This is a genomic window from Agrobacterium sp. A3-95 (assembly GCF_053521785.1).
Window position 1 is genome coordinate 103,898 of sequence record NZ_JBNWDR010000002.1, and the last position, 26,207, is coordinate 130,104.

The 26,207-nt window shown below is 58.0% G+C and carries 18 protein-coding genes and 1 tRNA gene; 16 read left to right on the plus strand and 3 right to left on the minus strand.

Going from position 1 to position 26,207, the window contains the following annotated elements; all coding sequences use genetic code 11:
- Window positions 1–6 precede the first annotated feature (6 nt).
- The 3 genes from ACQZ5Y_RS05980 (at window position 7) to ACQZ5Y_RS05990 (ending at window position 2,969) form a co-directional block, all read left to right on the plus strand.
- Window positions 7–1,056 carry a polysaccharide deacetylase family protein gene (locus tag ACQZ5Y_RS05980; RefSeq protein ID WP_236763007.1) on the plus strand — a complete coding sequence of 350 codons (1,050 nt, stop codon included), beginning with the start codon at window positions 7–9 and terminating at the stop codon, window positions 1,054–1,056.
- Window positions 1,057–1,216: 160 nt separating this feature from the next.
- Window positions 1,217–2,257 (plus strand): four-carbon acid sugar kinase family protein, encoded by a 1,041-nt coding sequence (locus tag ACQZ5Y_RS05985; RefSeq protein WP_174060150.1) that lies wholly within the window; start codon window positions 1,217–1,219, stop codon window positions 2,255–2,257.
- Between the two features lie 4 nt (window positions 2,258–2,261).
- Window positions 2,262–2,969 carry a FadR/GntR family transcriptional regulator gene (locus ACQZ5Y_RS05990; RefSeq protein ID WP_003511522.1) on the plus strand — a complete coding sequence of 236 codons (708 nt, stop codon included), beginning with the start codon at window positions 2,262–2,264 and terminating at the stop codon, window positions 2,967–2,969.
- Window positions 2,970–3,017: 48 nt separating this feature from the next.
- Here ACQZ5Y_RS05990 and ACQZ5Y_RS05995 read toward each other — a convergent pair whose 3' ends face one another.
- Genes ACQZ5Y_RS05995 through ACQZ5Y_RS06005 form a run of 3 tightly spaced genes read right to left on the minus strand, consistent with a single transcriptional unit; the run spans window position 3,018 to window position 6,291 of the window.
- Entirely contained in the window at window positions 3,018–4,145 is a 1,128-nt protein-coding gene (locus tag ACQZ5Y_RS05995) for an iron-containing alcohol dehydrogenase (protein WP_174060149.1), read from the minus strand.
- Entirely contained in the window at window positions 4,142–5,098 is a 957-nt protein-coding gene (pdxA, locus tag ACQZ5Y_RS06000) for a 4-hydroxythreonine-4-phosphate dehydrogenase PdxA (protein WP_003511520.1), read from the minus strand. Before pdxA ends, ACQZ5Y_RS05995 begins: the two co-directional genes overlap by 4 nt.
- Entirely contained in the window at window positions 5,095–6,291 is a 1,197-nt protein-coding gene (locus ACQZ5Y_RS06005) for a sialidase family protein (RefSeq protein WP_174060148.1), read from the minus strand. The genes pdxA and ACQZ5Y_RS06005 overlap by 4 nt, the downstream gene beginning before the upstream one ends.
- A 320-nt stretch (window positions 6,292–6,611) precedes the next feature.
- Here ACQZ5Y_RS06005 and ACQZ5Y_RS06010 point away from each other — a divergent pair, with 320 nt between their 5' ends.
- From ACQZ5Y_RS06010 to ACQZ5Y_RS06070, 13 genes are all read left to right on the plus strand, one after another.
- Window positions 6,612–8,120, plus strand: a complete 1,509-nt coding sequence (locus ACQZ5Y_RS06010; protein ID WP_026330723.1) for an ABC transporter substrate-binding protein — start codon at window positions 6,612–6,614, stop codon at window positions 8,118–8,120.
- Window positions 8,121–8,193: 73 nt separating this feature from the next.
- Entirely contained in the window at window positions 8,194–9,108 is a 915-nt protein-coding gene (locus tag ACQZ5Y_RS06015; protein WP_173994147.1) for an ABC transporter permease, read from the plus strand.
- A gap of 14 nt (window positions 9,109–9,122) precedes the next feature.
- Window positions 9,123–10,046, plus strand: coding sequence for an ABC transporter permease (locus tag ACQZ5Y_RS06020; protein ID WP_065660432.1), 924 nt, complete (start codon window positions 9,123–9,125; stop codon window positions 10,044–10,046).
- Entirely contained in the window at window positions 10,039–11,679 is a 1,641-nt protein-coding gene (locus ACQZ5Y_RS06025) for an ABC transporter ATP-binding protein (protein WP_174060147.1), read from the plus strand. The genes ACQZ5Y_RS06020 and ACQZ5Y_RS06025 overlap by 8 nt, the downstream gene beginning before the upstream one ends.
- The gene (locus tag ACQZ5Y_RS06030; RefSeq protein WP_038494355.1) at window positions 11,676–12,557 is read left to right on the plus strand and encodes a dihydrodipicolinate synthase family protein; all 882 of its coding nucleotides are present in this window, start codon (window positions 11,676–11,678) and stop codon (window positions 12,555–12,557) included. Before ACQZ5Y_RS06025 ends, ACQZ5Y_RS06030 begins: the two co-directional genes overlap by 4 nt.
- A gap of 197 nt (window positions 12,558–12,754) precedes the next feature.
- Window positions 12,755–12,844 (plus strand) — tRNA-Ser (locus ACQZ5Y_RS06035).
- A gap of 151 nt (window positions 12,845–12,995) precedes the next feature.
- The gene (locus ACQZ5Y_RS06040; RefSeq protein ID WP_174060146.1) at window positions 12,996–13,409 is read left to right on the plus strand and encodes a DUF6538 domain-containing protein; all 414 of its coding nucleotides are present in this window, start codon (window positions 12,996–12,998) and stop codon (window positions 13,407–13,409) included.
- Entirely contained in the window at window positions 13,406–14,812 is a 1,407-nt protein-coding gene (locus ACQZ5Y_RS06045) for a site-specific integrase (RefSeq protein ID WP_174060145.1), read from the plus strand. The genes ACQZ5Y_RS06040 and ACQZ5Y_RS06045 overlap by 4 nt, the downstream gene beginning before the upstream one ends.
- A gap of 193 nt (window positions 14,813–15,005) precedes the next feature.
- Window positions 15,006–18,215 (plus strand): helicase-related protein, encoded by a 3,210-nt coding sequence (locus ACQZ5Y_RS06050; protein ID WP_174060144.1) that lies wholly within the window; start codon window positions 15,006–15,008, stop codon window positions 18,213–18,215.
- Window positions 18,212–18,997, plus strand: a complete 786-nt coding sequence (locus ACQZ5Y_RS06055; RefSeq protein ID WP_174060143.1) for a DUF4391 domain-containing protein — start codon at window positions 18,212–18,214, stop codon at window positions 18,995–18,997. The genes ACQZ5Y_RS06050 and ACQZ5Y_RS06055 overlap by 4 nt, the downstream gene beginning before the upstream one ends.
- Complete coding sequence (locus ACQZ5Y_RS06060; RefSeq protein WP_174060142.1) at window positions 18,994–20,931, plus strand: GmrSD restriction endonuclease domain-containing protein; 1,938 nt, start codon at window positions 18,994–18,996, stop codon at window positions 20,929–20,931. Before ACQZ5Y_RS06055 ends, ACQZ5Y_RS06060 begins: the two co-directional genes overlap by 4 nt.
- Before the next feature lie 35 nt (window positions 20,932–20,966).
- On the plus strand, window positions 20,967–23,045 hold the full coding sequence (locus tag ACQZ5Y_RS06065; RefSeq protein WP_174060141.1) for a site-specific DNA-methyltransferase: 2,079 nt from the start codon (window positions 20,967–20,969) through the stop codon (window positions 23,043–23,045).
- Window positions 23,046–23,056: 11 nt separating this feature from the next.
- Window positions 23,057–26,089 carry a type III restriction-modification system endonuclease gene (locus ACQZ5Y_RS06070; protein ID WP_174060140.1) on the plus strand — a complete coding sequence of 1,011 codons (3,033 nt, stop codon included), beginning with the start codon at window positions 23,057–23,059 and terminating at the stop codon, window positions 26,087–26,089.
- Window positions 26,090–26,207: the final 118 nt, after the last annotated feature.

The following is a 26,207-nucleotide window of genomic DNA, read 5'->3' on the forward strand; positions in this document are numbered from 1 at the left end:
TCGGTAATGGTGTTCTTGCGGTCGGTAAAACGCTCTCTGAAATATGGGGTCATAAGGGCGGGGCTGGAGATAGCTTCCCTGCCGGCGGTTCGTGCGGCTTTTCCGGCTCTTGCCGGGCGTGGCGTGATCTTCACGCTGCACCATGTTCGTCCTGACGAGGAAGCCTCAGCTTTTGCGCCGAATGCACACTTGTCGATCACGCCACAATTTCTGGAAGAGGCGATAGAGGCGGCGCTCGAATGTGGTCTCATTCCCGTTCATCTACACGATCTGCCGGGCCTACTCGCCGATAATTCCGAGAAACGGTCGTTCTGCGCTTTCACGCTTGATGACGGCTATCGCAACAATGCCGAATATGCTGCACCGATTTTCCAGAAATATGCTGTTCCCTATACGATTTTCATCACGCCGGGTTTTGTGGAGCGGACGCGTAGCGTGTGGTGGGAAACCACTGCCGCGCTGACGCAGAAAGCCACGTCCTTTGAATTCGATTTCGGGACAGGGCCGGAGGAGATTAAATCCGGCAGCCTTCCACAAAAAGCGGAAGCCTTTGCGCGTCTGGAAAACTTCGTCCAGATATTCGCGGAGGACGAGGCGGTGGAGAGGATCGACCGTGTCGCGGGGCAACATGGTATCGATCCGATCGCGATCGTGGAAAAACTCGTTATGGATGCGGCCGAACTCAAGGCGCTGTCGAGCGATCCCCTGGTCCATCTCGGCGCGCATACCATGATGCATGTGAACATGCGCAAGATCGATGCGGCGCGTCTGGCCTACGAAATCGAGGAATCGACAAGACGGGTGGAGACCTATGTCGGCCGTCGGCCGAGGTCCTTTTCCTATCCCTATGGCTGGATAAAGGCCGTGGGAGAACGCGAAGCGAAAGCGGTGTTTGATGCGGGATTTCCCGTAGCTGTTACCACGCAGGCCGGTGTTCTTGGGGCCCATAGCCTTGAAAAGCCGATGCTGTTGCCGCGCGTTTCGCTGAACGGCCGCTTTCAGAAAAAGCGCTTTGTCAAAGCGCTCATCTCAGGCCTGCCTTTCCGCTTCGTCTAGCGATCAACCTCTCCCTGCCATCTTTCGCCGATGACGACGACATGTGTCGGTGCGGCTAATCGAGCTGTCGTGTCATTTTTGTTATTCACATCCATTTATCTATTGATTATAAATAAATTTATCGAAGGAAAACATTACAACTTTTCTTAAGGTTTCGCCCGTGCTGTTGATTTTTTCCGATGACCTGACCGGCGCGCTTGATGCGGCCGCCCCCTTCGCCGGGCGCGGGCTTTCGACTGAAGTTGCGATTGGTCTTGAGGGCGTCCCTGCAGCGGTGGCCGATGCGCCGGCCGTCCTCAGCGTCAATCTGGGTTGTCGGGATGGTAAGGCGGATGAAGCCCGCCGCCGCACGCAGGAACTGATGGCACTGGTTCCGGCCGATACAATTCTGTTCAAGAAGATCGATTCCCGCCTGAAAGGACATATCGCCGCGGAAATGGATGCTGTTTCCTATCGGCATGCGCTTGTAGCGCCAGCCATTCCAGATTTTGGACGCATCGTCGTAGACGGTTCCGTGTCCGGCTTTGGCGTTGACGGCACGATTTCGGTTCATGAAAGACTGGGCGGTCACGCCAGCCGCTGCGCAATCCCCGACACCCTATCGCATGCGGACATCAGGGAGGCTTTGCTTGCCGGGCGCGCAAACGGGGTTGATCTTCTGGTGGGCGCGCGAGGGCTGGCCGAGGCGCTGGCCGAAATGATGACAGCGCAGGCAGTGCCCGAAGCGGCATCTATTCCCGTGGGTAAGGGGCTTTTCGTCATAGGTTCGCGCGACCCGATCACCGTTGAACAAATTGAAATCCTTAAAGGAACGGGGTTGGTATCGGTCACCGATGCACCCAATGGCGTCGTGCCCTTTCACGCGCATGCTCGTTCCAGCCTGACGCTCGTTTACGCGACGCAAGGGGCGGAAAATCTTTCCCCGCTCGAGGTTTCAGACCAGCTGGCGTATGGCGTCGTGCCGCTTTTCACTACCGGGACCGACACGTTGCTTTTGTCCGGCGGCGCCACGGCCGAAGCGGTGCTGCTTGCCATGGGGGTATCGCGTCTGCGCCTTGCCGGCGAGTGCCTCCCCGGTCTTGGTGTCGGCTGGTCCGGCGACCAATGTATCATTGCGAAGTCAGGTGGTTTTGGGCAAGCTGACACGTTGAAACGGATTGCGAAAATGATGCTTGGCGAAAATGACGCTGGAGAAAGCTGACCAGATGGGGCTGATGAAAGAAACGGCGCGCAAGGCACTTCCGGACATTATTTTCGAGAGAATGCACCGGGCGATCAAATCCGGCGCCTACAAGCCGGATGAACGGCTTCCGACCGAACATGAACTCGCCATGGAATTCGAAGTGTCGCGACCGGTGGTCCGCGAGGCGCTTCGGCGGCTGCGCGAACAGGGGTTCATCTATTCGCGAAGGGGTTCCGGCAGCTATGTGCGGGCATTCGGCCTGCGCGAGCCGCTGGGCTTCGGCCAGCTCGAAAATGTCGCTGACCTGCTGAACTGTTATGAATTCAGGCTGACTCTGGAGCCGGCAGCTGCGGCGGCGGCGGCCTTGCGGCATGATGGCGAGAGGCTCGTCGCAATCAAAAAGGCGCTCGAGCTGATGCGGGACGCCACCAATCGCCAGTCCCACCGTGAGGATGCCGATTATCAGTTCCACCTTGCCATCGCGCGGGCGGCACGGAATAGCTATTTCTCGACTGCGATGGAGGCTCTCAAGGACCACATTGCGGTGGGAATGAAGTTTCACGGCATGTCGGTGAAGCGCGAGGCATCCGGCCTTACCCGCGTGTTTGCCGAGCACGAGGCGATTGCGGTGGCGATTGCCGAAGGAGATGCCGAGGCCGCGCGGCGGCTGATGCACGACCATCTGACGGGATCACGTGACCGCCTCTTCGAGTCTTCGCATACGGATTGAGGGAAGTGACGGCGAGCCGGTGCGCGCGATAGCGCACCGGACTTTCGATTAGAAAGCGCGGCGGTAAATGCCGAGCACGTCATCAAGGCTCATATCGACGGGATTGTTGTCCATCAGCCGGCGGATTGCGTGAGCGTCTTGCGCATAACGGGGAAGGTCGGTTTCGCTTGCCCCGTGCCGCGCAAGGGACATTTCAATGCCGAGGCCCGCGCAGAAATCTGTCGCTGCCTTGCAAAGATCATCGGATGAAAGATGCTCGCGAAGCCCAAGCGCTCCGGCCACCTCCGCCGTCTTTGCCGAAACCGCGTGCTGGTTGAAAGCCAGAACATGCGGGAAGACGATAGCGTTTGCCAACCCGTGCGGCAGGTTGAGAAGCGTGCCGAGCGGATAGGCGATGGCGTGACCCGCCGCGGTATTGACCGGGCCAAGGCAGATGCCGCCATAGTAGGAGGCGAGCATCATTCCTTCGCGGGCTTCGGTATCCGCGCCGTCGCGAACGGCGCGCGCCAGATATTTGCCCACCAGCGAAAAGCCCATGCGGGCAAAACCGTCGATCATCGGATGGGCCTTGCGATTGGTGAAAGCCTCCACGCAATGCGCCATGGCATCCACCCCCGTCGCCGCTGTCACAGCTGATGGCACGGAATACGTGAGTTCCGGATCGAGCACCGCGAAATCGGCAATCAGATGAGGGCTTTCGACCGCGACCTTGCTGCCCTTGACGGGATCGGTGATGAGCGAGCGAATCCCGGCTTCCGAGCCGGTTCCGGCGGTGGTGGCAATCTGGACGAGCCTGGTGTCGCGCCCTGCGACTCTGTTCGGTCCTGCCACATCCTCAAGCGTCTGGCTGGAATTCCAGAGTGCGGCGACGAGCTTCGCCACATCCATCACCGAGCCACCGCCGAGGCCGATGACGAGATCGGGTTTGGCGGCGCGCGCTGCGGCCAGTGCTGCATCGAGCGTCCCTGTGTCCGGTTCGCCGGGAATGGCGTCGAAGACAGTGAAAGGACCCTGCAATTGCAGCCGGTCGGCAAATTTCGCTGTCAGCGGCGTGGCGATCACCAGGGTCGAAGCGGTTTTGCCGGCCCAGGCGCCGACCTGGGAAATGGTGCCGGCGCCAACGGCAAGCCTGCGCGGCTGATGGATGAGAATGGAGGCTGTGGACATGGTGTTCATCCTCTTGCGCCCTTGCCCGCCACGAGCTTGCGCGCATAGGCTATGGCCTCATTCATGTTGCCGTGATTGGCGATGCCTTTGCCGGCGATGTCGAAGGCCGTTCCATGATCGACCGAAGTGCGATCAATCGGCAGATCGACCGAGACATTGACGGCGGTATCGAAGGCGACGAGCTTGATCGGGATATGGCCCTGATCGTGATATTGCGCGACAACCAGATCGAAAGTGCCCGAATAGGCGCGGTGGAACACGGTATCGGCGGAGATCGGCCCGTGTACCTCGATGCCTTCAGCGCGCGCGGCGGCAACCGCTGGCGCAATCTGGTCATCATCCTCGGTGCCAAACAGACCGTTTTCGCCGCAATGCGGATTGATACCGGCAACCGCGATGCGCGGCCGCTCGTAACCGATGCGCTTTAAATGAGCATTGCCAGCGCGGATGGTCGCCAGCACCCGCTCCGTCGTTGCCCGGCGAATGGCTTCCTGCAGGGACACGTGGGTCGAGACGTGAATGACCTTCAGCCGCTCGGAGGCAAGCAACATGTAGGCGGCTGAAGAACCGGTTAGGCTGCGCAGCATGCCGGTGTGGCCGTCATAATGGTGGCCCGCAAGATTGAGGGCCTCCTTGTTAATCGGAGCAGTGACGATGCAGCCGATTGCGCCCGCTTCGGCATCCCGCACCGCTTTTTCAATGAAACGGAAAGCGGCGTCTCCGGCAACCGGCGACAGCGTGCCCCATGGCAGCGGCGCACCCTCCACCGGCAGATCGACCACATTCCGAGTAAGATCGATGTCGATGCCAAGCGCACCCCGCGCCGCTTCCAGCGTGGCAAGGTTGCCATAAATCCGCGTTGCTTCCCTATCCGGGGCGGACATTTCCGCAAGCGCGCGGACGGTGATTTCCGGGCCGACGCCGCAGGGGTCACCCATGGTGATACCAATGATGTTGCTCATCCGATTCTCCCGTCCTTGGCGTCTGCCCAGCCGGGCGCCAACCGGACATATTTGATTGCGCGGCGATGATAGGTGTAGCTTGCGTGCAGGGTACCGTCCGCTGCCTCCAGAAGCCATGGATAGGACATTTCCAGATTGCGGCCGTCGGTCGAATCGTTGGACAGACAGGTGCCCGGCCCGTCCTCGATCAAAATCCGGGTAGGAAAGCTGCGGCCGTCGTCATCGGACAGGCAGATGGAAACCGGCGCGCGCGGCACGCCCCATATGGGCACACATCCACCGCTCGGATCGGCATCCGGTCTGTCGTCTTCCTCGCCCAGTTCATCATAAAGCGAGGCGCGACGGTCGCTGGATTGCGCGGCGTTGACGGGGTTGCAGATCATCGCCAGCCTGCCGTGTGCGAGCCTGATCGCGGCGATGGAGGAATTATTGTTCGGTACGTCGGTCGGCAGCGGTTCTGTCCATGAGCGACCGCCATCTGTGCTTTCCGTGCGGTAAACGAAATCGGCCTGACGGCGGCGAAAAAAAGCGAAGTAGCGCCCATTCGCGCCCGCAACCGGGCTCATATGAACGCAGCCGGTCGAGCCCGCCAGCTCCTGCAATTGCCATGTGAGGCCGTTATCTTTCGATATGCCGAGTGCTGCGGTATCGTGGCTGCCGTTCCATTTCTGGCCGGGGCGTTGGACGCAGCGGAAGATCGGCAGAAGCCATGCGCCGTCATCGCGGATGCGAAGCGGCGCACGGATGAAGCAGCCTTTCGGAAGATCGAGAAAACGGCCATCTTCGGCGGACAGCTTTTCCGGCGTTGCCGGATCGCGTACGACCCGCGCCATGCGGATGCGGCATTCGTCCTGATTACCGGAGGGCTGGGCGGTGTGAAACAGCCAGAGAGTGCCATCAGGTGCGGTGAAACTAACCGGGTTCTGTTCGGAATGGGCGGGATCGTTGCTCAGGCGCTGCGGCGCTCCCCACCGGCTCGCGCCGGGTGTGAGCGCGGACGCGAAGATCGAAATATCCGATTTTCCCTCCAGCGTTCCGCCAAACCAGGCGCACAGCAGGGTGCCGTCCTGCAGAAGGTGCAGAAAGCTCGCATGGTTCTGGATCATCGGCGATGGCAGGAAAGCTTCGTGCCGGTTTTCCGAAACAGCATGGATGGCTCCGGTCATGGCGTGAGCAATGTCATCAGGGGTCATCGTGGTCTCCTCTTGGTCTGATGAAAATGACATATTCAAAAAGTTGTCAAGTTTATTTAAGACAAAAAGAGGTCCTAAAATTTTTGGTGACTTAAAATAAATGTATGTTTTATAACGATAAAACTTCTGTACTAGGCCTCAATAAAAAATCCTTCTGAAAAATAATTTGACAAAAAATGTTATAGCGTCGATGCTTTGATAACGGGTGGAGGAGACGATCATCCGCACGCCATGCTCCTCAATGCAGGAGACGGGGCTTTTGAATGCCTCTTGCGGCACGCCGCCATGTTGCTGAATTTCTGATCTGGGAGGAGAACGGAATGAAGAAGTCATTGATTGCGGGCGCCCTTGTTATGGGTTGCCTTAGCGCCGCGGTTTCGCCGGCGCTTGCGGCGTCGGGGCCGATCAAGATCGTGCTGGCGGAAGAGGCTGACCTGCTGGAGCCTTGCATGGCGACCCGCTCCAATATTGGTCGTATCATCATGGAAAATGTCAGCGAGACGCTGACCGAGCTTGATGTGCGCGGCAAGAACGGCGTGCAGCCGCGCCTCGCTGAAAAATGGGAGCAGAACGCGGATGGCAGCTGGCGTTTCCACCTGCGTGAAGGCGTGAAGTTTTCCGACGGCACGGGTTTCGATGCCAAGGATGTCAAGCATAGCTTCGAACGCATCATGAGCGACAAGAATGCATGCGAATCCCGTCGTTACTTCGGCGGTATGACCGTCACCCCCACGATTGTCGATGACCATACGATCGACTTCAAGACAGAGCCAGCCCAGCCCATTCTGCCGCTCCTGATGTCGCTCGTCACCATCGTGCCCGAAGAAACCAAGATGGAGTTTATCCGCGAGCCTGTTGGCACCGGACCTTACAAGCTGACCAACTGGACACCGGGCCAGCAGATTGTTTTGACTGCACGTGACGACTATTGGGGCGCCAAGCCGCAGGTGACGGAAGCGACCTATCTTTTCCGCGCTGATCCCTCGGTTCGCGCCGCCATGGTGCAGACCGGCGAAGCCGATCTTTCACCCTCCATTTCGCAGCTCGACGCGACAAACCCGAAGACCGACTTTTCCTATCTCGACAGCGAGACGGTCTACATGCGCCTCGACCACAACATCGCGCCGCTGAATGACGTGCGGGTGCGCCGTGCACTCAACCTCGCCATCGACCGGCAGGCTTTCCTCGGCACGCTGGTTCCCGAAGGTGCTGTGCTGGCCACCGCACTCGTTCCGCCGACCACGCTCGGCTGGAACCCTGATGTCAAGGTTTTCCCCTACGACCCTGATGGCGCGAAGAAGTTGCTGGAGGAGGCAAAAGCTGCTGGTGTGAAGGTGGATACGCCGATCACCATCATCGCGCGCACTGCGAACTTCCCTAATGTCACCGAGATCATGGAGGCGATCCAGCAGCAATTGCAGGAAGTCGGCTTCAAGATCGACCTCAAATTCGTGGAAGTGGCCGAGCACGAAAGCTATTATTCCAAGCCCTTCAAGGAAGGCCGGGGACCGCAGATCGTCGCTGCCATGCACGACAATTCCAAGGGTGATCCGTCCTTCACCATGTTCTTCAAATATGCCACCAAGGGCACGCAATCCGGCTTCTCGGACCCCAAGGTGGATGACTTGATCGAAAGAGCATCCGCAGCCGTCGGCGATGAACGCGCCAAGCTCTGGTCCGAGCTCATCGCCTACCTGCATGACGATGTCGTGGCGGATGTGCTGCTGTTCCACATGGTTGGCTTCTCACGCGTCTCCGAACGGCTGGACTTCAAGCCCACCATCGCCACCAATTCGATGCTGCAGCTTTCGGAAATCGGCATCAAGTAAGCCGGTATCTCATCTGCCAAAGAGCGGCGGCGGAGCTTTAGCTTCGCCGTCGTGCTGAACACCGGAGGTAACCATGCTGAGCTTCATCCGAAAACGTTCCGTTGCGAGCCTGATCTCCCTGGTCGGCCTCATCGTAATGGTTTTCTTCCTCTCCCGCCTGACGGGCGACCCGGCCGCACTATTTTTGCCGGTGGAGGCTTCGGAGGAATTGAAGCAGCAGTTTCGTGCGCTGCATGGGCTGAACGATCCGCTGATGGTGCAGTTCCTGCGCTACGCGGGCGACGTGATGACGGGGGATCTGGGTGAATCGCTCAGGAAAGCCCGCCCTGCGCTGGATGTGGTGCTGGAGGCTTTCGTCTGGACGCTGTGGCTTGCGGTCATCACCATGTCGCTCGTCACCACAGCAGCAATCGTCGTCGGTTCGCTTGCCGCTTTCCGCTCCGGTGGCTTCTTCGATCGCATGGCCTCCACCATTTCGCTCATCGGCGCTTCCGTGCCGGATTTCTGGCTCGCGATCGTGGCGATCGTGGTGTTTTCCGTCAATCTCGCCTGGCTGCCCACCTCCGGCACCGGCTCGGTGCTGCACTGGATATTGCCGATCTCGGTTCTGTTCGTGCGCCCCTTCGGCATCATCGTTCAGGTGGTGCGCGGCTCGATGATCGGTGCGTTGTCCTCTGCCTATGTCAAAACGGCGCGCGCCAAGGGTGTGAAATCGGGTCCGATCATCTTCATCCACGCCTTGCGAAACGCCATGCTCCCGGTCATCACCGTCATCGGCGATCAGGCGGCAAGCCTTCTCAACGGCGCAGTCATCGTCGAAACCATCTTTGGTTTCCCCGGGGTTGGCAAGCTGATGATCGATTCCATTCTTCAGCGCGATTTCAACGTCGTGCTGGCAGCAATACTTGTGACCGCGCTTGCGATCTTCCTGATGAATCTTCTGATCGATATCGCCTATGCGTTGCTCGATCCACGTATCCGGCACTGAGGAGACGTTCAGCCATGAGCCTTTCAAACGCCGATACAGAAATCATTGATGAGCCATCCTTTGCAACGCGCATGCTGCGCATGTTGTGGGCGGATAAATTCGCCCTCTGCGCCGCGATCTTCCTCGTCGTCGTCATCATTCTCGCCTTTGTCGGCCCGGCGTGGCTTGGCGAGCTGGCGACGAAGCAGAACCTGCGTGGACGCAACCTTGCCCCGTTCGAATGGCAACGCGAATGGTATTTCTGGCTGGGGGCGGATGCGCTCGGTCGCCCGCTGCTGGCGCGCATCGTCGCCGCCACGCAAAATACACTGATGATCGCCGCCGGTGCCGTTTTCCTTTCCGCCGTCACCGGCACCGTGCTTGGCCTGATCGCCGGTTTTTCCTCCAACCGTGTTGGCCAGATCATCATGAGGCTCGCGGACGTGATCATGTCGTTTCCGTCACTGTTGATCGCGGTCATCGTGCTTTATCTGCTCGGCTCATCCATCCTCAACCTAATGCTGGTTCTGGCGATAACCCGCATCCCCGTTTACATCCGCACCACAAGGGCCGAAGTGCTGGAGGTGCGTGAACGCATGTTCGTACAGGCGGCGCGCGTGATGGGCGCATCGGGCAAACGTATCCTGTTCCGCCATATTCTACCCGTGGTCCTGCCGACACTGACAACGCTTGCGACGCTCGATTTCGCCTATGTGATGCTGGCGGAAAGCGCGCTGTCTTTCCTTGGTATCGGCATTCAGCCGCCGGAAATCACCTGGGGCCTGATGATCTCGCAGGGGCGGCAGTACCTCACCAATGCCTGGTGGCTGTCCTTCTGGCCGGGCCTTGCCATCATACTCACCACTCTGTCGCTCAACCTGCTGTCCAACTGGCTGCGCATTGCGCTCGACCCCGTGCAGCGCTGGAGGCTGGAAATGAAAGGCCGCAAACATGGCTGACCATCTTCTCGATGTGCGCAACCTTTCCGTGGAGTTTCACACCGCAGGCGGTGTCGTGCATGCGGTGAAGGATGTTTCCTATCATATCGACCGTGGTGAAACGCTTGCGATCCTCGGTGAAAGCGGCTCGGGCAAATCGGTATCGTCCTCGGCCATCATGAACCTCATCGACATGCCGCCCGGACGTATCAGCGGCGGCCAGATATTTCTTGATGGCAAAGACCTTCTGACAATGCCGGCTGAGGCCCGCCGCGAGATCAATGGCCGGCGCATCGCCATGATCTTTCAGGACCCGCTCAGCCATCTCAATCCGGTCTATACCGTCGGCTGGCAGATCCGCGAGGCGATGACCACCCATGGAATGGACAGGGTGAAAGCCGAAGCGGAGGCGAGGCGGCTTGTCGCGCGCGTTGGAATTCCTGATCCGGACGGAGCCTTGAAGAAATATCCGCATGAATTTTCTGGCGGCCAGCGCCAGCGTGTGATGATCGCCATGGCGCTTGCGCTCCGGCCCGATCTCCTGATCGCCGACGAGCCGACCACGGCACTCGATGTGACGGTTCAGGCTGAAGTTCTTGCCCTGCTCAAGGAATTGCAGCGGGAAACCGGTATGGCCGTTCTCATCATCACCCATGATCTTGGCGTCGTCGCCGAAATCGCCGACCGCGTGGTCGTGATGGAAAAGGGCGTGCTGGTGGAGGCAGGCACGGTTCGCGAGGTCTATCGCAACCCAAAGCATCCCTATACCCGCAAGCTCATCAGCGCCGCCCCCGGCAGGGGCGAAATGCACGAGCCGAATGCGACCGGCGGACCGCTGCTCCGTGTGCGCGATGTGCGCAAACGTTATGGGGCTTTCGAGGCACTGAAGGGCGTTTCCTTCGACCTTATGGCGGGGGAAACCATAGCTGTCGTTGGCGAAAGCGGTTCCGGCAAATCGACACTCGCGCGCATTCTGCTCCGGCTCGACGAGCCGGATGCCGGCAGCGCCGAGTGGAAGGGGCGTGATCTCTTCAAGCTTTCGCCTGCCGAACTCTTTGCCCTCAGGCGTGATTTACAGATGGTGTTTCAGGATCCAACCCAGTCGCTGAACCCCCGCATGACTGTGTTCCAGCTGGTTTCCGAAGCCTGGGTGATCCATCCGGACATACTACCCAAAGCGAAATGGCGCGAACGGGTCGCTGAATTGCTGCATCAGGTCGGCCTCTCGCCGGAACATATGCGCCGTTATCCGCATCAGTTTTCCGGTGGGCAGCGGCAGAGGATCGCGATTGCCCGCGCGCTGGCGCTGGAGCCGAAGCTCATCATCTGCGATGAAGCGGTCTCGGCGCTCGACGTGTCTGTCCAGGCGCAGGTTGTTGCACTTCTTGACAAGCTGCGCCGTGAAATGGGCCTCTCCTTCATCTTCATCGCGCATGACCTGCCGGTGGTCCGCGATTTTGCCGATCACGTCATGGTCATGCAGCGGGGAGAGGTTGTGGAATTCGGGACTGTCCGGCAGGTTTTCGAAGCGCCGCGCGAGGGCTATACGCGCGCACTTCTTTCCGCCAGCCTCGATCCCGACCCCGATATGCAGTCTGTGCGTCGGATCGATGCCGATCACACTATTGGAAATCCAAGCGGAGTTCTTTCATGACCAAACAAGCCTTCGTCGCGCTCGTGACCTGTTTCAACGAGGACGAAACCATCAATTACGAAGCGACCCGTGCGCAGGTGCGCCGTCAGGTGGCGGCCGGCAACAACATCATGTGCGCCGGAACTAACGGCGATTTCACCGCACTGACGCATGAAGAAAAAATCCGGCTGACGGAAGAGGTGGTGGACGAAGTTGCGGGCCGTGCGAAGGTCATCGTCAACGCCGGCATGCCCGCCACTTTCGAAACGCTGCAACTCGCCAAAGCCTTCGACCGCATCGGCGTAGACGGTATTGCCGTCATCACACCCTTCTTCATCGCCTGCACCCAGGATGGGCTGATCCGCCATTTCTCGACTGTAGCCGACGCCGTCGAAACACCGGTCTATCTTTACGATATTCCCGCCCGAACCCAGAACCACATAGAGCCGGAAACCGCCCGCAAACTTGCCGCCCATGGCAACATTGCCGGCATCAAGGATTCGGGCGGTGCGCAGCAGACGCTGGAAGCCTATCTACAGGTAGCAAAGGAGATGCCCGGTTTCGAAGTCTATTCCGGCCCGGATCATCTCGTTCTCTGGTCGTTGCAGAACGGTGCCGCCGGCTGCATCTCCGGCCTCGGCAACGCGCTCCCGGATGTACTTGCCGGCATTCTCAATGCTTTCAACGCCAGCGATATCGCCGAGGCCGAACGCCAGCAGGCGATCTATACGGATTTTCGCACCGATCTCTATGCGCTCGGTTTTGCGCCCGCCATGGTCAAGCGCTCGCTTTACCTTCAGGACCCATCCGTCGGCGCCAGCCGGCAACCCGCCCTTCTGCCGGATCAGGAACAGGACGATCGGATCGTGGAAATCTTACGTCGCTATCACCAGCTGTGACGCCACCGCCCGAATGTGACGTGCAGGAGTGAAGCCGTGTGGCGCCACGTGAAAAATATCCACAAAACGGCCAGAAGCCGAAGCATTTATACAGCCTTGTCCGGGACGAATAATTTGTGACACAAACACGAAATTTCCCTTGTCAGTCCCGCCATTGATGTTTATGAGGAGCGCGCAACGCAAGCGTTCGCGCATGCGGAGAGGTGGCAGAGTGGTCGAATGCACCGCACTCGAAATGCGGCATACCTGCAAGGGTATCGTGGGTTCGAATCCCACCCTCTCCGCCAGAACTTGGGTCACTCTTCCCCAATTACCCGCAAGCCCATGAGTTTCCTAGCCAATTCCTGACCGACTGCCCTAACCAGAGGCACTCCAGTCATGAATGTATCGCGCATTGTATCGCTCCATGTACAGTCCGATGTATCGCCGGACGCGGAAATGATTTCCGCGAAGAAACGGAATCGCAAGCTTAAAACGCGATCTTCCGGGCTCTATCTGGTCAGAAGCGGCGGCATCTACCTTTTTCAGATCAGATTGCCGAAACGCATCGGCGGCGGCGCAGGCTCGCGACCGATACGCATCAGCCTCGGTGCTCTGCCGCATCAGGAAGCCAGGGAACTTGCCGACGCGCTCGCTGCGTTGGCACGGACCGTGTTCAGGGAGATTGAAGAGAGAATGGCTGGCTACGAAGGACCCGATCTGGCGCACATCGTGAGCGGTCTCGCCGACGAGGACATCCCTGCCGACGACTGGCCGTTCGAATTCGCGACGCTGATTCTCAAAGGCGGACTATTCGACTTGCGCGAGCCTGCTCGCGCCCCGACGCCGGAAGAGGCAAAGGTCTCGAGATGATGCGCGGGCTTGTGCGCATCGGTCGGGAGGTTTCGGCGAAGCAGTCCGGGCAGCCTCATGATGAGATGATTGCCGACAACGCAGACATGCTCGTCGCACGGCATATCGCCAAATATGACGAAATGGCCGGGCCTGTCTCGATTCCCGAGCAGCTCTATTCATCGACCCAGATGCCCATGCCATCCGCTCCGACCGCGATGCCAGTTGCGCCTTCGATCAAGCGATCGAAGAAAGGGCCGATTTCGCGTTCGGAAACGCCTGCATTCAAGGAGGATCGCCGAACCGTCGAACGCAAGCCGTCTACGAAACCGCTGTTCAGCCAGATTGCAACCGAGTATCTGACGCTCCGTCAATCGGGCAAGTCTGGGAAAAGCACGGACCTCGACATCGCGGAATTCCGTCTCAATCTGTTCGTCGAGCTGATCGGCGACCATCCGATCGACACATACACGCCGACGGACCTGCAGGCATTCATCGAGCTTCTGAAATTCTGGCCAGCACGGCAGAAAGACCGGGATGAGAGCCTGACGCCGTGGCAGATCATTGCCGAAAATCAGGATTTCCATCTCGAAACACTTGCACTCAAAACTTTGCAGGAGGGATATGTAGCCGTCGTGAAGACGGTTTTCGGCTCCAGAACGACCACCTATGACTATGCCAATCCAGTCGCCGGTGCGAAACTTGTCTACCCGGATTCCGCTCGCGACCCTCTTCGCACAGAGCCGCTGTCGGTCAAGAAGATTGGTCTACTGCTCAAAACAGGTGTCGAGCAGGGCATGATGGATACGGCAATGCTGCCACTGCTCGGTCTTTTGACAGGACGACGGCTCGGCCTGCTGGTTCATCTCCAGGGGATCGATTTCCGCGAAAAGTTCGACGGCGTCTGGGTCGCGCAGACCGGGGGCATCGTCTACCGCGACGGCGTCTGGCGGCGAGTGCCTTACAAAACGGACGCCAGTGTCAGCTTCTTCGTGCTGCACAATTTCCTGGTCGAAATCGGTTTTCCGCAATGGGCGAAAGAGCAGGGCGACGCGTTCATTTTCCGTGAACTGATGAGACTGGACGACCCCAGCAAGAGTGCGTCGTCCTACATGTCACGTCTCATGGAAGAGGCTGGCATCAAGGATGTTGCACAGGAGAAGTTTCACTCGCTGCGGGCAGCGTTCATTTCGACCTCCGGTGACAAAGGTATCGAAGCGCGTGATCGCAAGCTTCAGGCGGGTCACGAGCTGGGTGCCGATGAGCACGAGCTGTATGGCTTCCAAACCTTGACCGAAACAAAGGCCCGCCAGATCGCTTACATGCCGCTGCCCGACATCGATCTGACATCTTACCAGGGCCTGGATTTCGACAGGTTGGCGATGGCGAAGAGAACTCGGGGACGTCGGGCTAAACAGGCTTGACCTCCTCGGTCCCTGAAAACCACCCATGACCTTCTCTATCTTCCCTCGCGCCCCTGTAGCTCGGAGTAGGGGCGTAACATCAAAAAGTTGAAGAATCGGATTTACAATCAGGAGGATAATGAATGAAATGAGCTGATCGAAATATCTGGGGGCTTTTGCCGTCTCCAACAGCTCTAGCCGGCCGGGACTGACTATGGACTTAATCAAGAATACTGGCCGCGAGCGAGTTCTCGACAAGCTGGAGGAGTGGCTGAAGGCAGGCTCGGCGGTCGACATCATGTCCCCCAGCCTGTCGCTACATGCCTTCGCTGAAGTCCGCGAACTCTTAAAGAGGGCAGACTCGGTAAGATTACTGCTAGAGGACCGAGCCCCCCTAACCCCCTTGTTGTTCGGTGGTCATTCTGACATTGGCTATCGGAACAAGCTCCAGGGTCGATGGCACGCCAAATCCACCCTTGATTGGCTTGGACGCCATGTTCAGGTCCGCTACGCTGATAGGCTACCCCAATCCATGGCCATCGTCCGTAACGCTAGCCTGAGCAGGGCCGCGATCGGCGCATGTTCGCTGACAACTGAGGGGTTGGGTATAACACCGGGAAGCCGATTGGGATTGGTGCAGGCAACATCCACGGATGAGGAAACTGCAGCCTTCTCATCATGGTTCCAAAACGCCTGGGATACCGTTCCGCGCAGGCCCGATGCCGATGATCTGGAACGCGTTCTTGCCGACGCAGCATCTCAACGCGCGCCATCCCTAATCTACTTCAAGTTTCTGTTCGAAATGTTCAAGGATTTGGGGGATGAGCTTGATGAGGAGCGCATCGTAAAATCCGCTACTGGCATCCGGAACACTACCGTCTGGAAGAAGCTCTTCAAATTCCAACGAGATGGCGTCGTCGGGGCAATCGACAAGCTAGAGCGCATCGGAGGATGTATCATTGCCGATAGCGTCGGCCTGGGTAAGACATTCGAAGCGCTCGCGGTGATCAAGTATTACGAGCTCCGCAATGATCGCGTCCTGGTGCTCTGCCCCAAGCGGCTACGCGATAACTGGACCCTCTACAAAGCCAACGATCGACGAAATAGCCTTGCGAGCGATCGCTTCAATTACGATGTTCTCAATCACACCGATTTGTCACGGGATGGCGGCACCTCGGGTGATATCGATCTCTCGCACGTAAACTGGGGGAACTACGACCTCGTGGTGATCGACGAGTCCCATAATTTCCGCAACAAGGCGACCCATAAGGACCGCGACACCCGCTACGATCACTTAATGAAGCGCGTGATCAAGGCGGGTGTGAAGACCAAGGTCCTGATGCTGTCTGCAACGCCGGTAAACAACAGGCTAGCGGACCTGAAGAACCAGATCGCCTTCATGACCGAAGGTAGCGATATCGCCCTGATCGATCACGGTATCCCGAGCATTGAAGCAACCATCCGCAAGGCTCAGGGTCAGTTCAATAGGTGGCTCGACCTGCCCGAGGGTGAGCGTCGCACATCGCGCCTGATGGACATGCTGGGTTTTGACTACTTCAAGCTGCTGGACATGTTGACCATTGCCCGATCCCGGAAACACGTGCAGCGCTATTACGGCACGGCAGAGACAGGCCACTTTCCTGATCGCTTGCAGCCGATCAACGTTAAGGCAGATGTCGATCTGGCAGGCGAGTTCCGTCCGATCCGCGAGATCAACAACGAGATCAGGCGGCTTACGCTCGGAGCCTATGCGCCGCTGCGTTACGTGGTGCCGGACAAGCAAGAGGCCTACGACGCGAAATACAGCACCAAGATTCGTGGAGGCGAAAGCTATTTTCGTCAGGCAGACCGTGAGGAAAGCCTTATCCACCTGATGCGCGTCAATCTGCTCAAGCGGATGGAAAGCTCGGTGGCCTCCTTTGCTCTCACGATCAAGCGTCAGCTCGATGACGTGAACGCGTTGCTTGCCAAAATCGAGGCTCATGATGAATCCATTGATGAGCTTGCGATCGACGATGTGGACATCGACGACCCTGCCTTTGAGACGCTCCTCGTCGGCCGCAAGGTCAAGGTTCTCTTGCAGGACGTCGATCGGGTACGCTGGCAGCAGGACCTGATTGAAGATAGGAACCGCCTGGCTACGCTGCTGTCGGCTGCACGCTCTGTGTCCGCAGATCGCGACGCAAAGCTATCGGAGCTGAAAGTACTGATCACCCGCAAAGTTCAGGCACCTATCAACGGCGAGAACAGGAAGATATTGCTGTTCACCGCCTTTGCGGACACCGCTGACTACCTTTACCGTGAGCTCGGCGAGTGGGCACATGCGACGCTTGGAATCCATACCGCCGTGGTAACCGGCACTGGCGCAAACAAGACTACGCTTCAGAGCCTTCGCTCGGACATGAGCTCCATCCTCAGTGCCTTCTCGCCCCGATCTAAGGAACGGCCTCCAGAAATGGCTGGTGAGGGAGAGATCGATCTTCTGATCGGCACAGACTGCATTTCGGAAGGCCAGAACCTCCAGGACTGCGATTTCCTCGTCAATTACGACATCCATTGGAATCCTGTGCGCATCATTCAGCGCTTTGGCCGCGTTGACCGTATCGGCTCGACGAACCAACGTATTCAGCTCGTGAATTTCTGGCCGAACATCGAGCTCGACGAGTACCTCGACCTGGAATCGAGAGTGAGTGGACGCATGGTCCTCCTTGATGTGTCCGCAACCGGTGAGGAAAACGTCATCGAGTTCCAGGCCGGTAATCAGATGAACGACCTGGAATACCGCCGTGCTCAGTTGCAGAAGATGCAGGACTCGGTGATTGACCTCGAAGACCTGTCCAGCGGCGTTTCCATTGCCGACCTCACGCTCAATGATTTTCGCATCGACCTCGCAGGTTATCTGCGCGATCACCGTGAGCGGCTCGAGGCATTGCCACTTGGTACCTACGCTGTGGTTTCACCGCCTGAGGACGAGTTTGTCAGTGCCGAAAACGTAATCTCGCCTGGGGCCATTTTCTGCCTGCGCGCGGTCGGCGAGGCTGCGGAGCGGTTGGCGGAACCGGGCTATCCGCTCAAGCCGCACTTCGTTGTTCATGTCAGCGACGAGGGAGAGGCGCTTTTGCCATACACCCGTGCGAAGCAGGTTCTGGACCGCCTCAAGAAGGTTTCCATCGGACGCGATCTGCCTGATGCCCAGGCCTGCGGCCGGTTCGACAAATCCACCCGCTTCGGGCGGGACATGGAGCCCTATCAAAAGCTCCTGGCTCGGGCCGTCGCCTCGATTGCGGGAAAGAGCGAGGAGCGTGCGGTCGCTAGCCTGTTCTCTCCAGGTGGTACGCATGCATTGAAGGGGGAGTTCGCCGGCATCAACGATTTCGAGGTCGTCGCATTCCTCGTGATCCTTCCGGAGACAAGCGCGGAATGAATGCAGCGGCCTGCATCAGTGCTGTCGTTGACGCTCTCGGGTTACCCGCGAATGCGCGCGTTGACATTCGCGTGCCGAAGAAAATGCTTGTTGAACAGGGCGCACCGACGTCGACCGACAAGCGCGCTATTCAAGATGGCATTGATGAACTGCTGTGGTTCGCGGCCTGCAAGCCCGGAACTGTCGGCGTTCCGACCTTCGCGGACGATGTACGTGAGTATGTTGAAATCGCTGTCATTGGCTGTGCCTTCCGAGCTGGAGCGAAAAGTAGACGGCTAATAGAACTCATCCATCGCGCGATCCCCTATCCTGTCATTTTGATCACGGCGGATGATCAAGGGATCGATGTGTCCATGGCTCATAAGCGGCGCGCCCAAAACGAGGCTGCCAAGGTCGTCGTGGATAGAAATGCAGCCACACGCCTAACCGAACCGACGACGCCGACCCCGAGTGAGAAGGCCTTCCTGGATAGCCTCGAGCTTTCGAAGCAATCGCAACGGGACTTGTACGCACTGTACGACGGATGGCTGGCACGGGTTGAGGCGATGAATGCGGCCAACCTGGTCGGCTCCTTCTCGGTGACGAAGGACGAGCACCAGATCATGCGCCGCCGAGCGGCAATTGAGGACTACGAGAGACTGGACAAAGAAAACTCCCTTTTGCGGTCGCAGGCGGCAAAGGCGAAACAGATCAGTCAGCGCGTCGACCTGAACCAAAAGATAAAGGCGATCGAACGCGAAATGGAACAAGCAAAGCAGGCAATGGGGGGCGAGCAGCCATGAAGATTTCGACCATTCTGGACCATATCGATAGTGGGCATATGGCCTTGCCGGAATTCCAGCGAGGATATGTCTGGAACACCGAACAGGTGCGTGGCCTGTTTACCTCGCTCTACCGACGCCACCCCGTCGGCGGGCTGCTGGTCTGGGCAACGGAAGCCGTTACCGCAAATCATCGCGGCGACGGCCAGCTCGCCTCCGGGATCGTGAAGCTATTGCTGGATGGCCAGCAGCGGGTCACCTCCCTCTACGGTGTCGTCCGCGGCAAGCCACCTGCGTTCTTCGACGGCAACGCCAAGGCCTTTACGGGCCTGTATTTCAACCTTGCCTCGGAGACGTTCGAGTTCTTCCAGCCGTTGAAAATGTCTGGAGACCCTCTCTGGATCGACGTGTCGGCTCTGATGAAGTCAGGCCATGATGGCGTTGGAAAGATCATGGCCTCGCTCGGGCCGACACCACCCGGAGAGTACTATGGCCGCCTAAGCCGGCTGCTGGGCATCCTGGAAATCAACCTTCATGAAGAAGAGGTCACGGGGACGGACAAGACCCTCGACGTGGTCGTCGATATATTCAACAAGGTGAACAGTGGCGGCACCAAGCTTTCCAAGGGCGATCTGGCGCTGGCCAAAATCTGCGCGGAGTGGCCTGAGGCCCGCACGGAGATGAAGGGCAAGCTGAAGGCTTGGAACCGAGCGGGTTACGACTTCAATCTCGATTGGCTCCTGCGATCGATCAACACCGTGCTAACCGGTGAGGCCAAATTCCTCTATCTGCACAATCAGTCCGCCACCGACATTCAGGACGGCCTCAAGCGGGCCACCAAGCGCATTGACGCCTGCCTCAATCTCATTTCCGGCAGGCTTGGATTGGATCACGCTCGGGTTTTCTTCGGTCGCTTCGCTGTTCCCGTGATCGTGCGCTATCTGGATCAAAAGGGCGGTGCGCTGGATGAGGTCGAGCGGGACAAGCTTCTGTTTTGGTTCGCGCAGGCTGGAATGTGGGGCCGTTACTCAGGCTCGACTGAATCCTTCCTGGATAAAGACCTCGAGGCGCTGGAAGGCCCCGACGGCGGCCTCGACAAACTCCTGGAGCAGTTGCGGCTGTGGCATGGTGGATTGCGGGTCGAGAAGGGCCATTTCACTGGATGGAGCCTCGGTGCCCGCTTCTACCCCGTGCTTTACATGCTGACACGGATGGGAGCGTCCAAGGACTGGGGAACGGGTATCGAATTGAAATCCGGGCTGCTGGGCAAAATGAATGCGCTTGAAGTCCACCACATCTTTCCGAAGGCGCAACTCTACAAACAAAAGGTCCCGCGTTCGCAAGTGAACGCGATTGCCAATTTCTGCTTTCTGACCAAGGATACCAATCTCAGCATCCGCGACACGCTGCCTGAGGTCTATTTCCCGAAGATCGAGTCCAAGCACCCGGGCGCTTTGGCATCCCAGTGGATTCCGATGGACGAGTCCTTGTGGAAGATTGACCGTTATGCCGACTTCCTTGAGGCCCGAAAGGAACTGCTGGCGGCCGAGGCGAACAAGCGGTTCGCCTCGCTGCTGCATGGCGATGACAGATGGATTGCCGAACCTGCGCGGGTATCAACGATTTCCACGACGGCTGCGGCCGGTGGCATATCCAGCGCCGATGAGGAGGCAGACCTGCAGGCGATCAATGATTGGGCCGTCGAGCAAGGTTTCACCGACGGTGTCATCGCCTATGACCATTCGAACCCGGAGACAGGCGACCAGATCGCTGTTTTCGACCTCGTCTGGCCAAACGGACTCCAGGAGGAGTTGTCAGAACCGGTCGCCGTGCTACTGAACGAAAACGACGAGACCATTGCCCTTGCGAGTGCCGCCGGCTTCCGCTGCTTCACCAGCGCCGCCGCGTTCAAGGACTACGTCAACAAGGAAATGTTGGGACAACTGGCGGCGTAAGGCGGCTGTTTGGCAATGACTGAAATGGATGTGCGATGAAGAAGCTTGAACTGAACGACCCTGAGACGAAGAGCGCCGATGTTGTCTCGGACAATCTAAGCGCATTGCAGTCGCTTTTCCCTGATGTCTTCCGTGAGGGCAAAATCGATTTCGACGTCCTCAAGCAACTTCTCGGCGATGCGGTCGATGACCGGGATGAGAAGTACGGTTTGAACTGGCACGGAAAGCGGAAGGCGCGTCAGATCGCTCTGACGCCTTCCGTCGGCACCCTTTTGCCTAGCCCCGGGGAGAGCGTTGACTGGAATGCCACCCAGAATCTGATGATCGAGGGCGACAACTTGGAAGCGTTGAAGCTCTTGCAAAAGAGCTACGCTGGAAAAGTGAAGCTCATCTACATTGATCCACCGTACAACACCGGCAAAGATTTCGTTTATCCGGACGACTTCCGCGACAGCATTAAAAACTATCTTGAGCTAACCGGGCAGGTCGATAGCGGTGGCAAAAAGGCGACGTCCAACACTGAGACTTCAGGTCGCTTTCATACTGATTGGCTGAACATGATCCTGCCGCGCCTCAAGGCAGCTAAGACGCTCCTACGACGTGATGGCGTTATTCTCATCAGCATTGACAACCAAGAAATTTCCAACCTCCGACTGCTTTGTGATGAGATATTTGGCGCGGAGAACTTTGTCTCATGCTTCGTGTGGGAGAAGGGAAGGAAGAACGACGCCAAGCTCGTGTCAAACGGCCACGAGTATATTTTGGTCTATGCGAATTCTCTCGGTTATCTACAAGAATTGAAGATTAAGTGGCGAGAAGAGAAGCCTGGAGCCCGCGAAATCTGGGAGAAGTATTTAGAATTGCGTGCGGAACACGGAGGCGACGACCGGGCCATAGAGCGTGACCTCCAAGCTTGGTTCGCGGCACTTCCGAAGACACATCCTGCTAAGAAATGGAGCCGCTACAAAAGGGTCGATAAGAATGGCCCATGGAGAGACCGAGACATCTCATGGCCCGGTGGTGGCGGACCTCGGTACGATGTTCCTCACCCCGCGACAGGAGAAGCATGTGCGGTACCTGAAGCGGGCTGGCGCTATGCAAATTACGCGGAAATGAGTCGTCAAATCAAACTTGGCCTTGTTGAATTCCGGGAAGACCATACAGAGCCACCATTTAGAAAGGCGCATATCCGACCAATCCCTGAGGAAGATGACACGCCCGAGATTGAGGAATTAGAAGACGACAACGATGATGAAGGAGAAGAGGAGTTCGCTACCCAAGTCCGAGGATCGTATTTCTATAAGCAGTCCCAGGTCTCTGTAAAAGCGTTGCGAAATCTCATGGGGGCGCAGGTCTTCAATAATCCAAAGGATTTTGAAGAAATTGCGCGGCTTATTGACTATGCCACGGTTGGCGATCCTACTGCTATAGTTCTGGACTTCTTCGCAGGCAGCGGTACGACTGGCCAGTCCGTTTGGTCGCTAAACGTTCGAGACGGTGGACGGCGTCGATTCATATTAGTTCAATTGCCCGAGCCGCTTGCCCCGTCGAAAAAGGATCAGAAGGCCTCAGCAAACTACTGTGACAAGCTTGAAAAGCCGCGAACTATTGCCGAACTCACAAAGGAGCGCCTGCGTCGGGCGGGACAGAAATTCAAAGATGATACCTCATTTGAAGGCGACCTCGGTTTTCGCGTCTTCAAACTCTCCCGGTCGAACATCCGTGCATGGGAGCCAATCTCGTCCGACGTCGAAGGGACGTTGCTTGCCAATGCCGAGCACATTGTCCCTGGTCGCACCGAGCAGGATATCTTGTATGAACTCCTGCTCAAACTCGGTCTCGATCTCTGCGTCTCTATCGAGACGCAGCAGATAGCCGGCAAATCCGTTCACGCTATCGGCGGGGGCGCACTGATGGTTTGCCTTGCAGACGGATTGACGAAGGATGTCGTTGAAAGCCTTTCGGCGGGCATTGTCGCATGGTGGAAAGACCTTGCCCCGGCCGTTGATACCCGGACCGTGTTCAAGGACTCCGGCTTTGCTGACGACGTTGCCAAAACCAATATGGCGGCGATCCTCAACCAGAACGGCATTCTCGACGTTCGCAGTCTTTAAGGGAGGGCGGGATGAAGCTTCATTTTGAATCCGACCTCGACTATCAAAAGGCTGCGATTGAGGCTGTTTGCCAGCTGTTTCGCGGTCAGGAGACAAACCGCACCGAGTTTACCGTGACGCGACGCTCAGTTGGCGGCGTGCAGGGCGAGTTGGGCCTCGTGGAAAATGCGCTCGGCATCGGCAACCGGCTGACTCTGCTCGACGACGAAATCATGTCCAACCTCAAGGACATCCAGTTGCGAAACGGCCTGCCACCATCGGGCTCGTTGACCTCTGGCGATTTCACCGTGGAAATGGAAACCGGCACAGGCAAGACCTATGTCTATCTCCGCTCGGTCTTCGAACTCAACAAGCGGTTCGGCTTTACGAAATTCGTGATCGTAGTCCCGTCTGTCGCCATCAAGGAAGGCGTCAACAAGACGCTACAGATCACCGAGGATCACTTCAAGGCGCTCTATTCGGGCCAGCCTTACGACTATTTCCTCTACGACTCGTCCAAGCTCGGCCAGGTGCGCAATTTCGCGACCAGTCCGACCATTCAGATCATGGTGGTCACGGTTGGGGCGATCAACAAGCAGGAGGTGAACAACCTCTACAAGGACAGCGAGAAGACTGGCGGCGAAGCGCCGATCGACCTGATCCGGGCCACGCGCCCGATCATCATCGTGGATGAGCCCCAGAGCGTTGACGGTGGCCTTCAGGGCCGCGGCAAGCAGGCTCTCGACGCCATGAACCCGCTCTGCACGTTGCGCTATTCCGCGACCCACGTGAACAAGCATCACATGGTCTATCGGCTGGATGCCGTCGACGCCTATGACCGCAAGCTGGTGAAGCAGATCGAGGTCGCTTCGCTAGAGGTCGAGGGAGGTCACAACAAGGCCTATCTGCGGTTCTTGTCCGCGCGCAATGTGAAGGGAACGATTTACGCCCGGGTTGAAGTCGACGTTCAAAGGAGCGGTCGCGTTCAACGCGAGGAGATCACCGTTCATGATGGCGACAACCTGGAAGAGGAAACCGGCCGCGCCATCTACAAGGACTGCCGCATTGGAGAAATACGCCTCGCGGGCAGCTCGTCCTTTCTCGAGGTCAGAACTGCGGGTTCCGAGGACTTCCTGGAACCGGGGCAAGCCATCGGTGACGTCGATGCCAACGCAATCAAGCGGCTGATGATCCGACGCACCATTCAGGAACATCTGGAGAAGGAAAAACGCCTTGCGCCCCTCGGGATCAAGGTGCTCAGCCTTTTCTTCATCGATACGGTCGAGCACTACCGCTCCTACGACGACAACGGAAATGCGGTGAAGGGCAAATATGCGACGATCTTCGAAGAGGAATACCGCCGGGCGGCCAAGCTTCCGGAGTTCGTGAGCCTGTTCAAGGAGGTGGACGTCAGCTCCGACGCTCAGGAGGTGCATGACGGCTATTTCTCCATCGACAAGAACAAGCGGTGGACGGATACGGCCGAAAACAACCAGGCCAATCGGGATAGTGCTGAACGCGCCTATAACCTGATCATGAGGGAAAAGGAGAAGCTGCTCAGCTTCGACACCAAGCTCAAATTCATCTTTTCGCACTCGGCGCTGAAGGAAGGCTGGGACAACCCCAATGTCTTCCAGATTTGCGCGCTGCGCGAGATGGGCACCGAGCGGGAGCGCCGGCAGACGATCGGACGCGGACTTCGGCTCTGCGTTAACCAGCAGGGCGAGCGACTACGGGGCTTTGAGGTGAACACTCTGACGGTGATCGCCACCGAGAGCTACGAGTCCTTTGCCGAAAATCTTCAAAAGGAGATAGAGGCCGACACAGGCATCCGCTTCGGGATTGTCGAGGAGCATCTGTTCGCGAATATTCCGATGGTTGCCGAAACCCCGCCGCAGCAGGGACCGGGGATGGAAGAGGAAGGCGCAGAATACGATGCGGGCGTTCCTGACGTCCTGGGGTATGAACGTTCTTCGGACATCTATCGCCACCTGCGTGCCTTGGACTTTATCGACCGCCACGGCAAAGTGCAGGATAGCCTCAAGACAGCCATCAAAACCGGGACCCTTGCACTGCCGGCCGGCCTTGAACCATACCTCCCGGCCGTCACGGGAATCTTGCGAAAGGTCGCAGGCCGCCTTGAAGTCAAGAACGCCGACGAGCGCAAGCCGGTGGCGATCCGCAAGGAGGTCTTTCACAGCGAGGAGTTTCGTGCGCTGTGGGACCGGATCAAACATACGACGACCTATCGGGTTCAATTCGACAATGAGAAACTCATTGCCGATTGCGCGCGGCATATCGCCAATGGGCCGCCGATCGCGAAGGCTCGCGTGACGGTACGGAAGGCCGATCTCGCGATCGGCCAAGGCGGGGTTCTCGCCAAGGAGACGTCAACCTCTGGTCCGATCGCCATTGAAGAGGGCGACATCGTCCTTCCCGACCTGTTGACCGATCTTCAGGATCGGACACAGCTAACGCGGCGCAGTCTCGTTACGATCCTGATCGAGAGCGGGCGGCTATCGGACTTCAAGAGGAATCCGCAGGCGTTCATCGAATTGGCGGCGGACATCATCAATCGCACGAAGCGCTTGGCGCTTGTGGATGGCATCAAGTACCAGCGGATCGGTGACCAAGACTTCTACGCCCAGGAACTGTTCGAGCGAGAAGAGCTGACCGGCTACCTGAAGAACATGCTGACCAACACCCAGAAGTCGGTTTACGAGCATGTCATTCACGACTCTGCGGGCGTGGAGCGGACTTTCGCCGAGCAGATGGAAAAGAACGACGCCGTGAAGGTCTATGCGAAGCTTCCAGGCTGGTTCAAAATTCCGACACCTCTCGGCACCTACAACCCCGATTGGGCTGTACTGCTAGAGGTCGACGGCCGAGAGCGCCTGTATTTCGTTGTTGAAACAAAGGCCAGCTTGTTCACCGACGATCTCCGTGACCAGGAGGCCGCGAAGATCGCTTGTGGCGAAGCGCATTTCCAGGCTTTGGTGCGAGACAACAATCCGGCGAAATACGTCCATGCGACAAAGCTCGAGGATGTGTTCGACCACGTTTAGTTAGTGTGCTTGATGTGCTTGACGAACTGCGCTCCCGGCACCGCCAGCGCGCCGGGGGGCTGGCTTTAACAGTTATCTCTGATCACGCGTGCGCTATTCGAGAAGCACATGTGGCAAT

Excerpts from the sequence above, each read along its gene's own strand:
- ACQZ5Y_RS05980 (WP_236763007.1), top strand. The coding sequence starts at position 7 with ATGGTGTTCTTGCGGTCGGTAAAACGCTCTCTGAAATATGGGGTCATA.
- ACQZ5Y_RS05990 (WP_003511522.1), top strand. The coding sequence starts at position 2,262 with ATGGGGCTGATGAAAGAAACGGCGCGCAAGGCACTTCCGGACATTATT.
- ACQZ5Y_RS05995 (WP_174060149.1), bottom strand. The coding sequence starts at position 4,145 with ATGAACACCATGTCCACAGCCTCCATTCTCATCCATCAGCCGCGCAGG.
- pdxA (WP_003511520.1), bottom strand. The coding sequence starts at position 5,098 with ATGAGCAACATCATTGGTATCACCATGGGTGACCCCTGCGGCGTCGGC.
- ACQZ5Y_RS06005 (WP_174060148.1), bottom strand. The coding sequence starts at position 6,291 with ATGACCCCTGATGACATTGCTCACGCCATGACCGGAGCCATCCATGCT.
- ACQZ5Y_RS06010 (WP_026330723.1), top strand. The coding sequence starts at position 6,612 with ATGAAGAAGTCATTGATTGCGGGCGCCCTTGTTATGGGTTGCCTTAGC.
- ACQZ5Y_RS06015 (WP_173994147.1), top strand. The coding sequence starts at position 8,194 with ATGCTGAGCTTCATCCGAAAACGTTCCGTTGCGAGCCTGATCTCCCTG.
- ACQZ5Y_RS06020 (WP_065660432.1), top strand. The coding sequence starts at position 9,123 with ATGAGCCTTTCAAACGCCGATACAGAAATCATTGATGAGCCATCCTTT.
- ACQZ5Y_RS06025 (WP_174060147.1), top strand. The coding sequence starts at position 10,039 with ATGGCTGACCATCTTCTCGATGTGCGCAACCTTTCCGTGGAGTTTCAC.
- ACQZ5Y_RS06030 (WP_038494355.1), top strand. The coding sequence starts at position 11,676 with ATGACCAAACAAGCCTTCGTCGCGCTCGTGACCTGTTTCAACGAGGAC.
- ACQZ5Y_RS06040 (WP_174060146.1), top strand. The coding sequence starts at position 12,996 with ATGATTTCCGCGAAGAAACGGAATCGCAAGCTTAAAACGCGATCTTCC.
- ACQZ5Y_RS06045 (WP_174060145.1), top strand. The coding sequence starts at position 13,406 with ATGATGCGCGGGCTTGTGCGCATCGGTCGGGAGGTTTCGGCGAAGCAG.
- ACQZ5Y_RS06050 (WP_174060144.1), top strand. The coding sequence starts at position 15,006 with ATGGACTTAATCAAGAATACTGGCCGCGAGCGAGTTCTCGACAAGCTG.
- ACQZ5Y_RS06055 (WP_174060143.1), top strand. The coding sequence starts at position 18,212 with ATGAATGCAGCGGCCTGCATCAGTGCTGTCGTTGACGCTCTCGGGTTA.
- ACQZ5Y_RS06060 (WP_174060142.1), top strand. The coding sequence starts at position 18,994 with ATGAAGATTTCGACCATTCTGGACCATATCGATAGTGGGCATATGGCC.
- ACQZ5Y_RS06065 (WP_174060141.1), top strand. The coding sequence starts at position 20,967 with ATGAAGAAGCTTGAACTGAACGACCCTGAGACGAAGAGCGCCGATGTT.
- ACQZ5Y_RS06070 (WP_174060140.1), top strand. The coding sequence starts at position 23,057 with ATGAAGCTTCATTTTGAATCCGACCTCGACTATCAAAAGGCTGCGATT.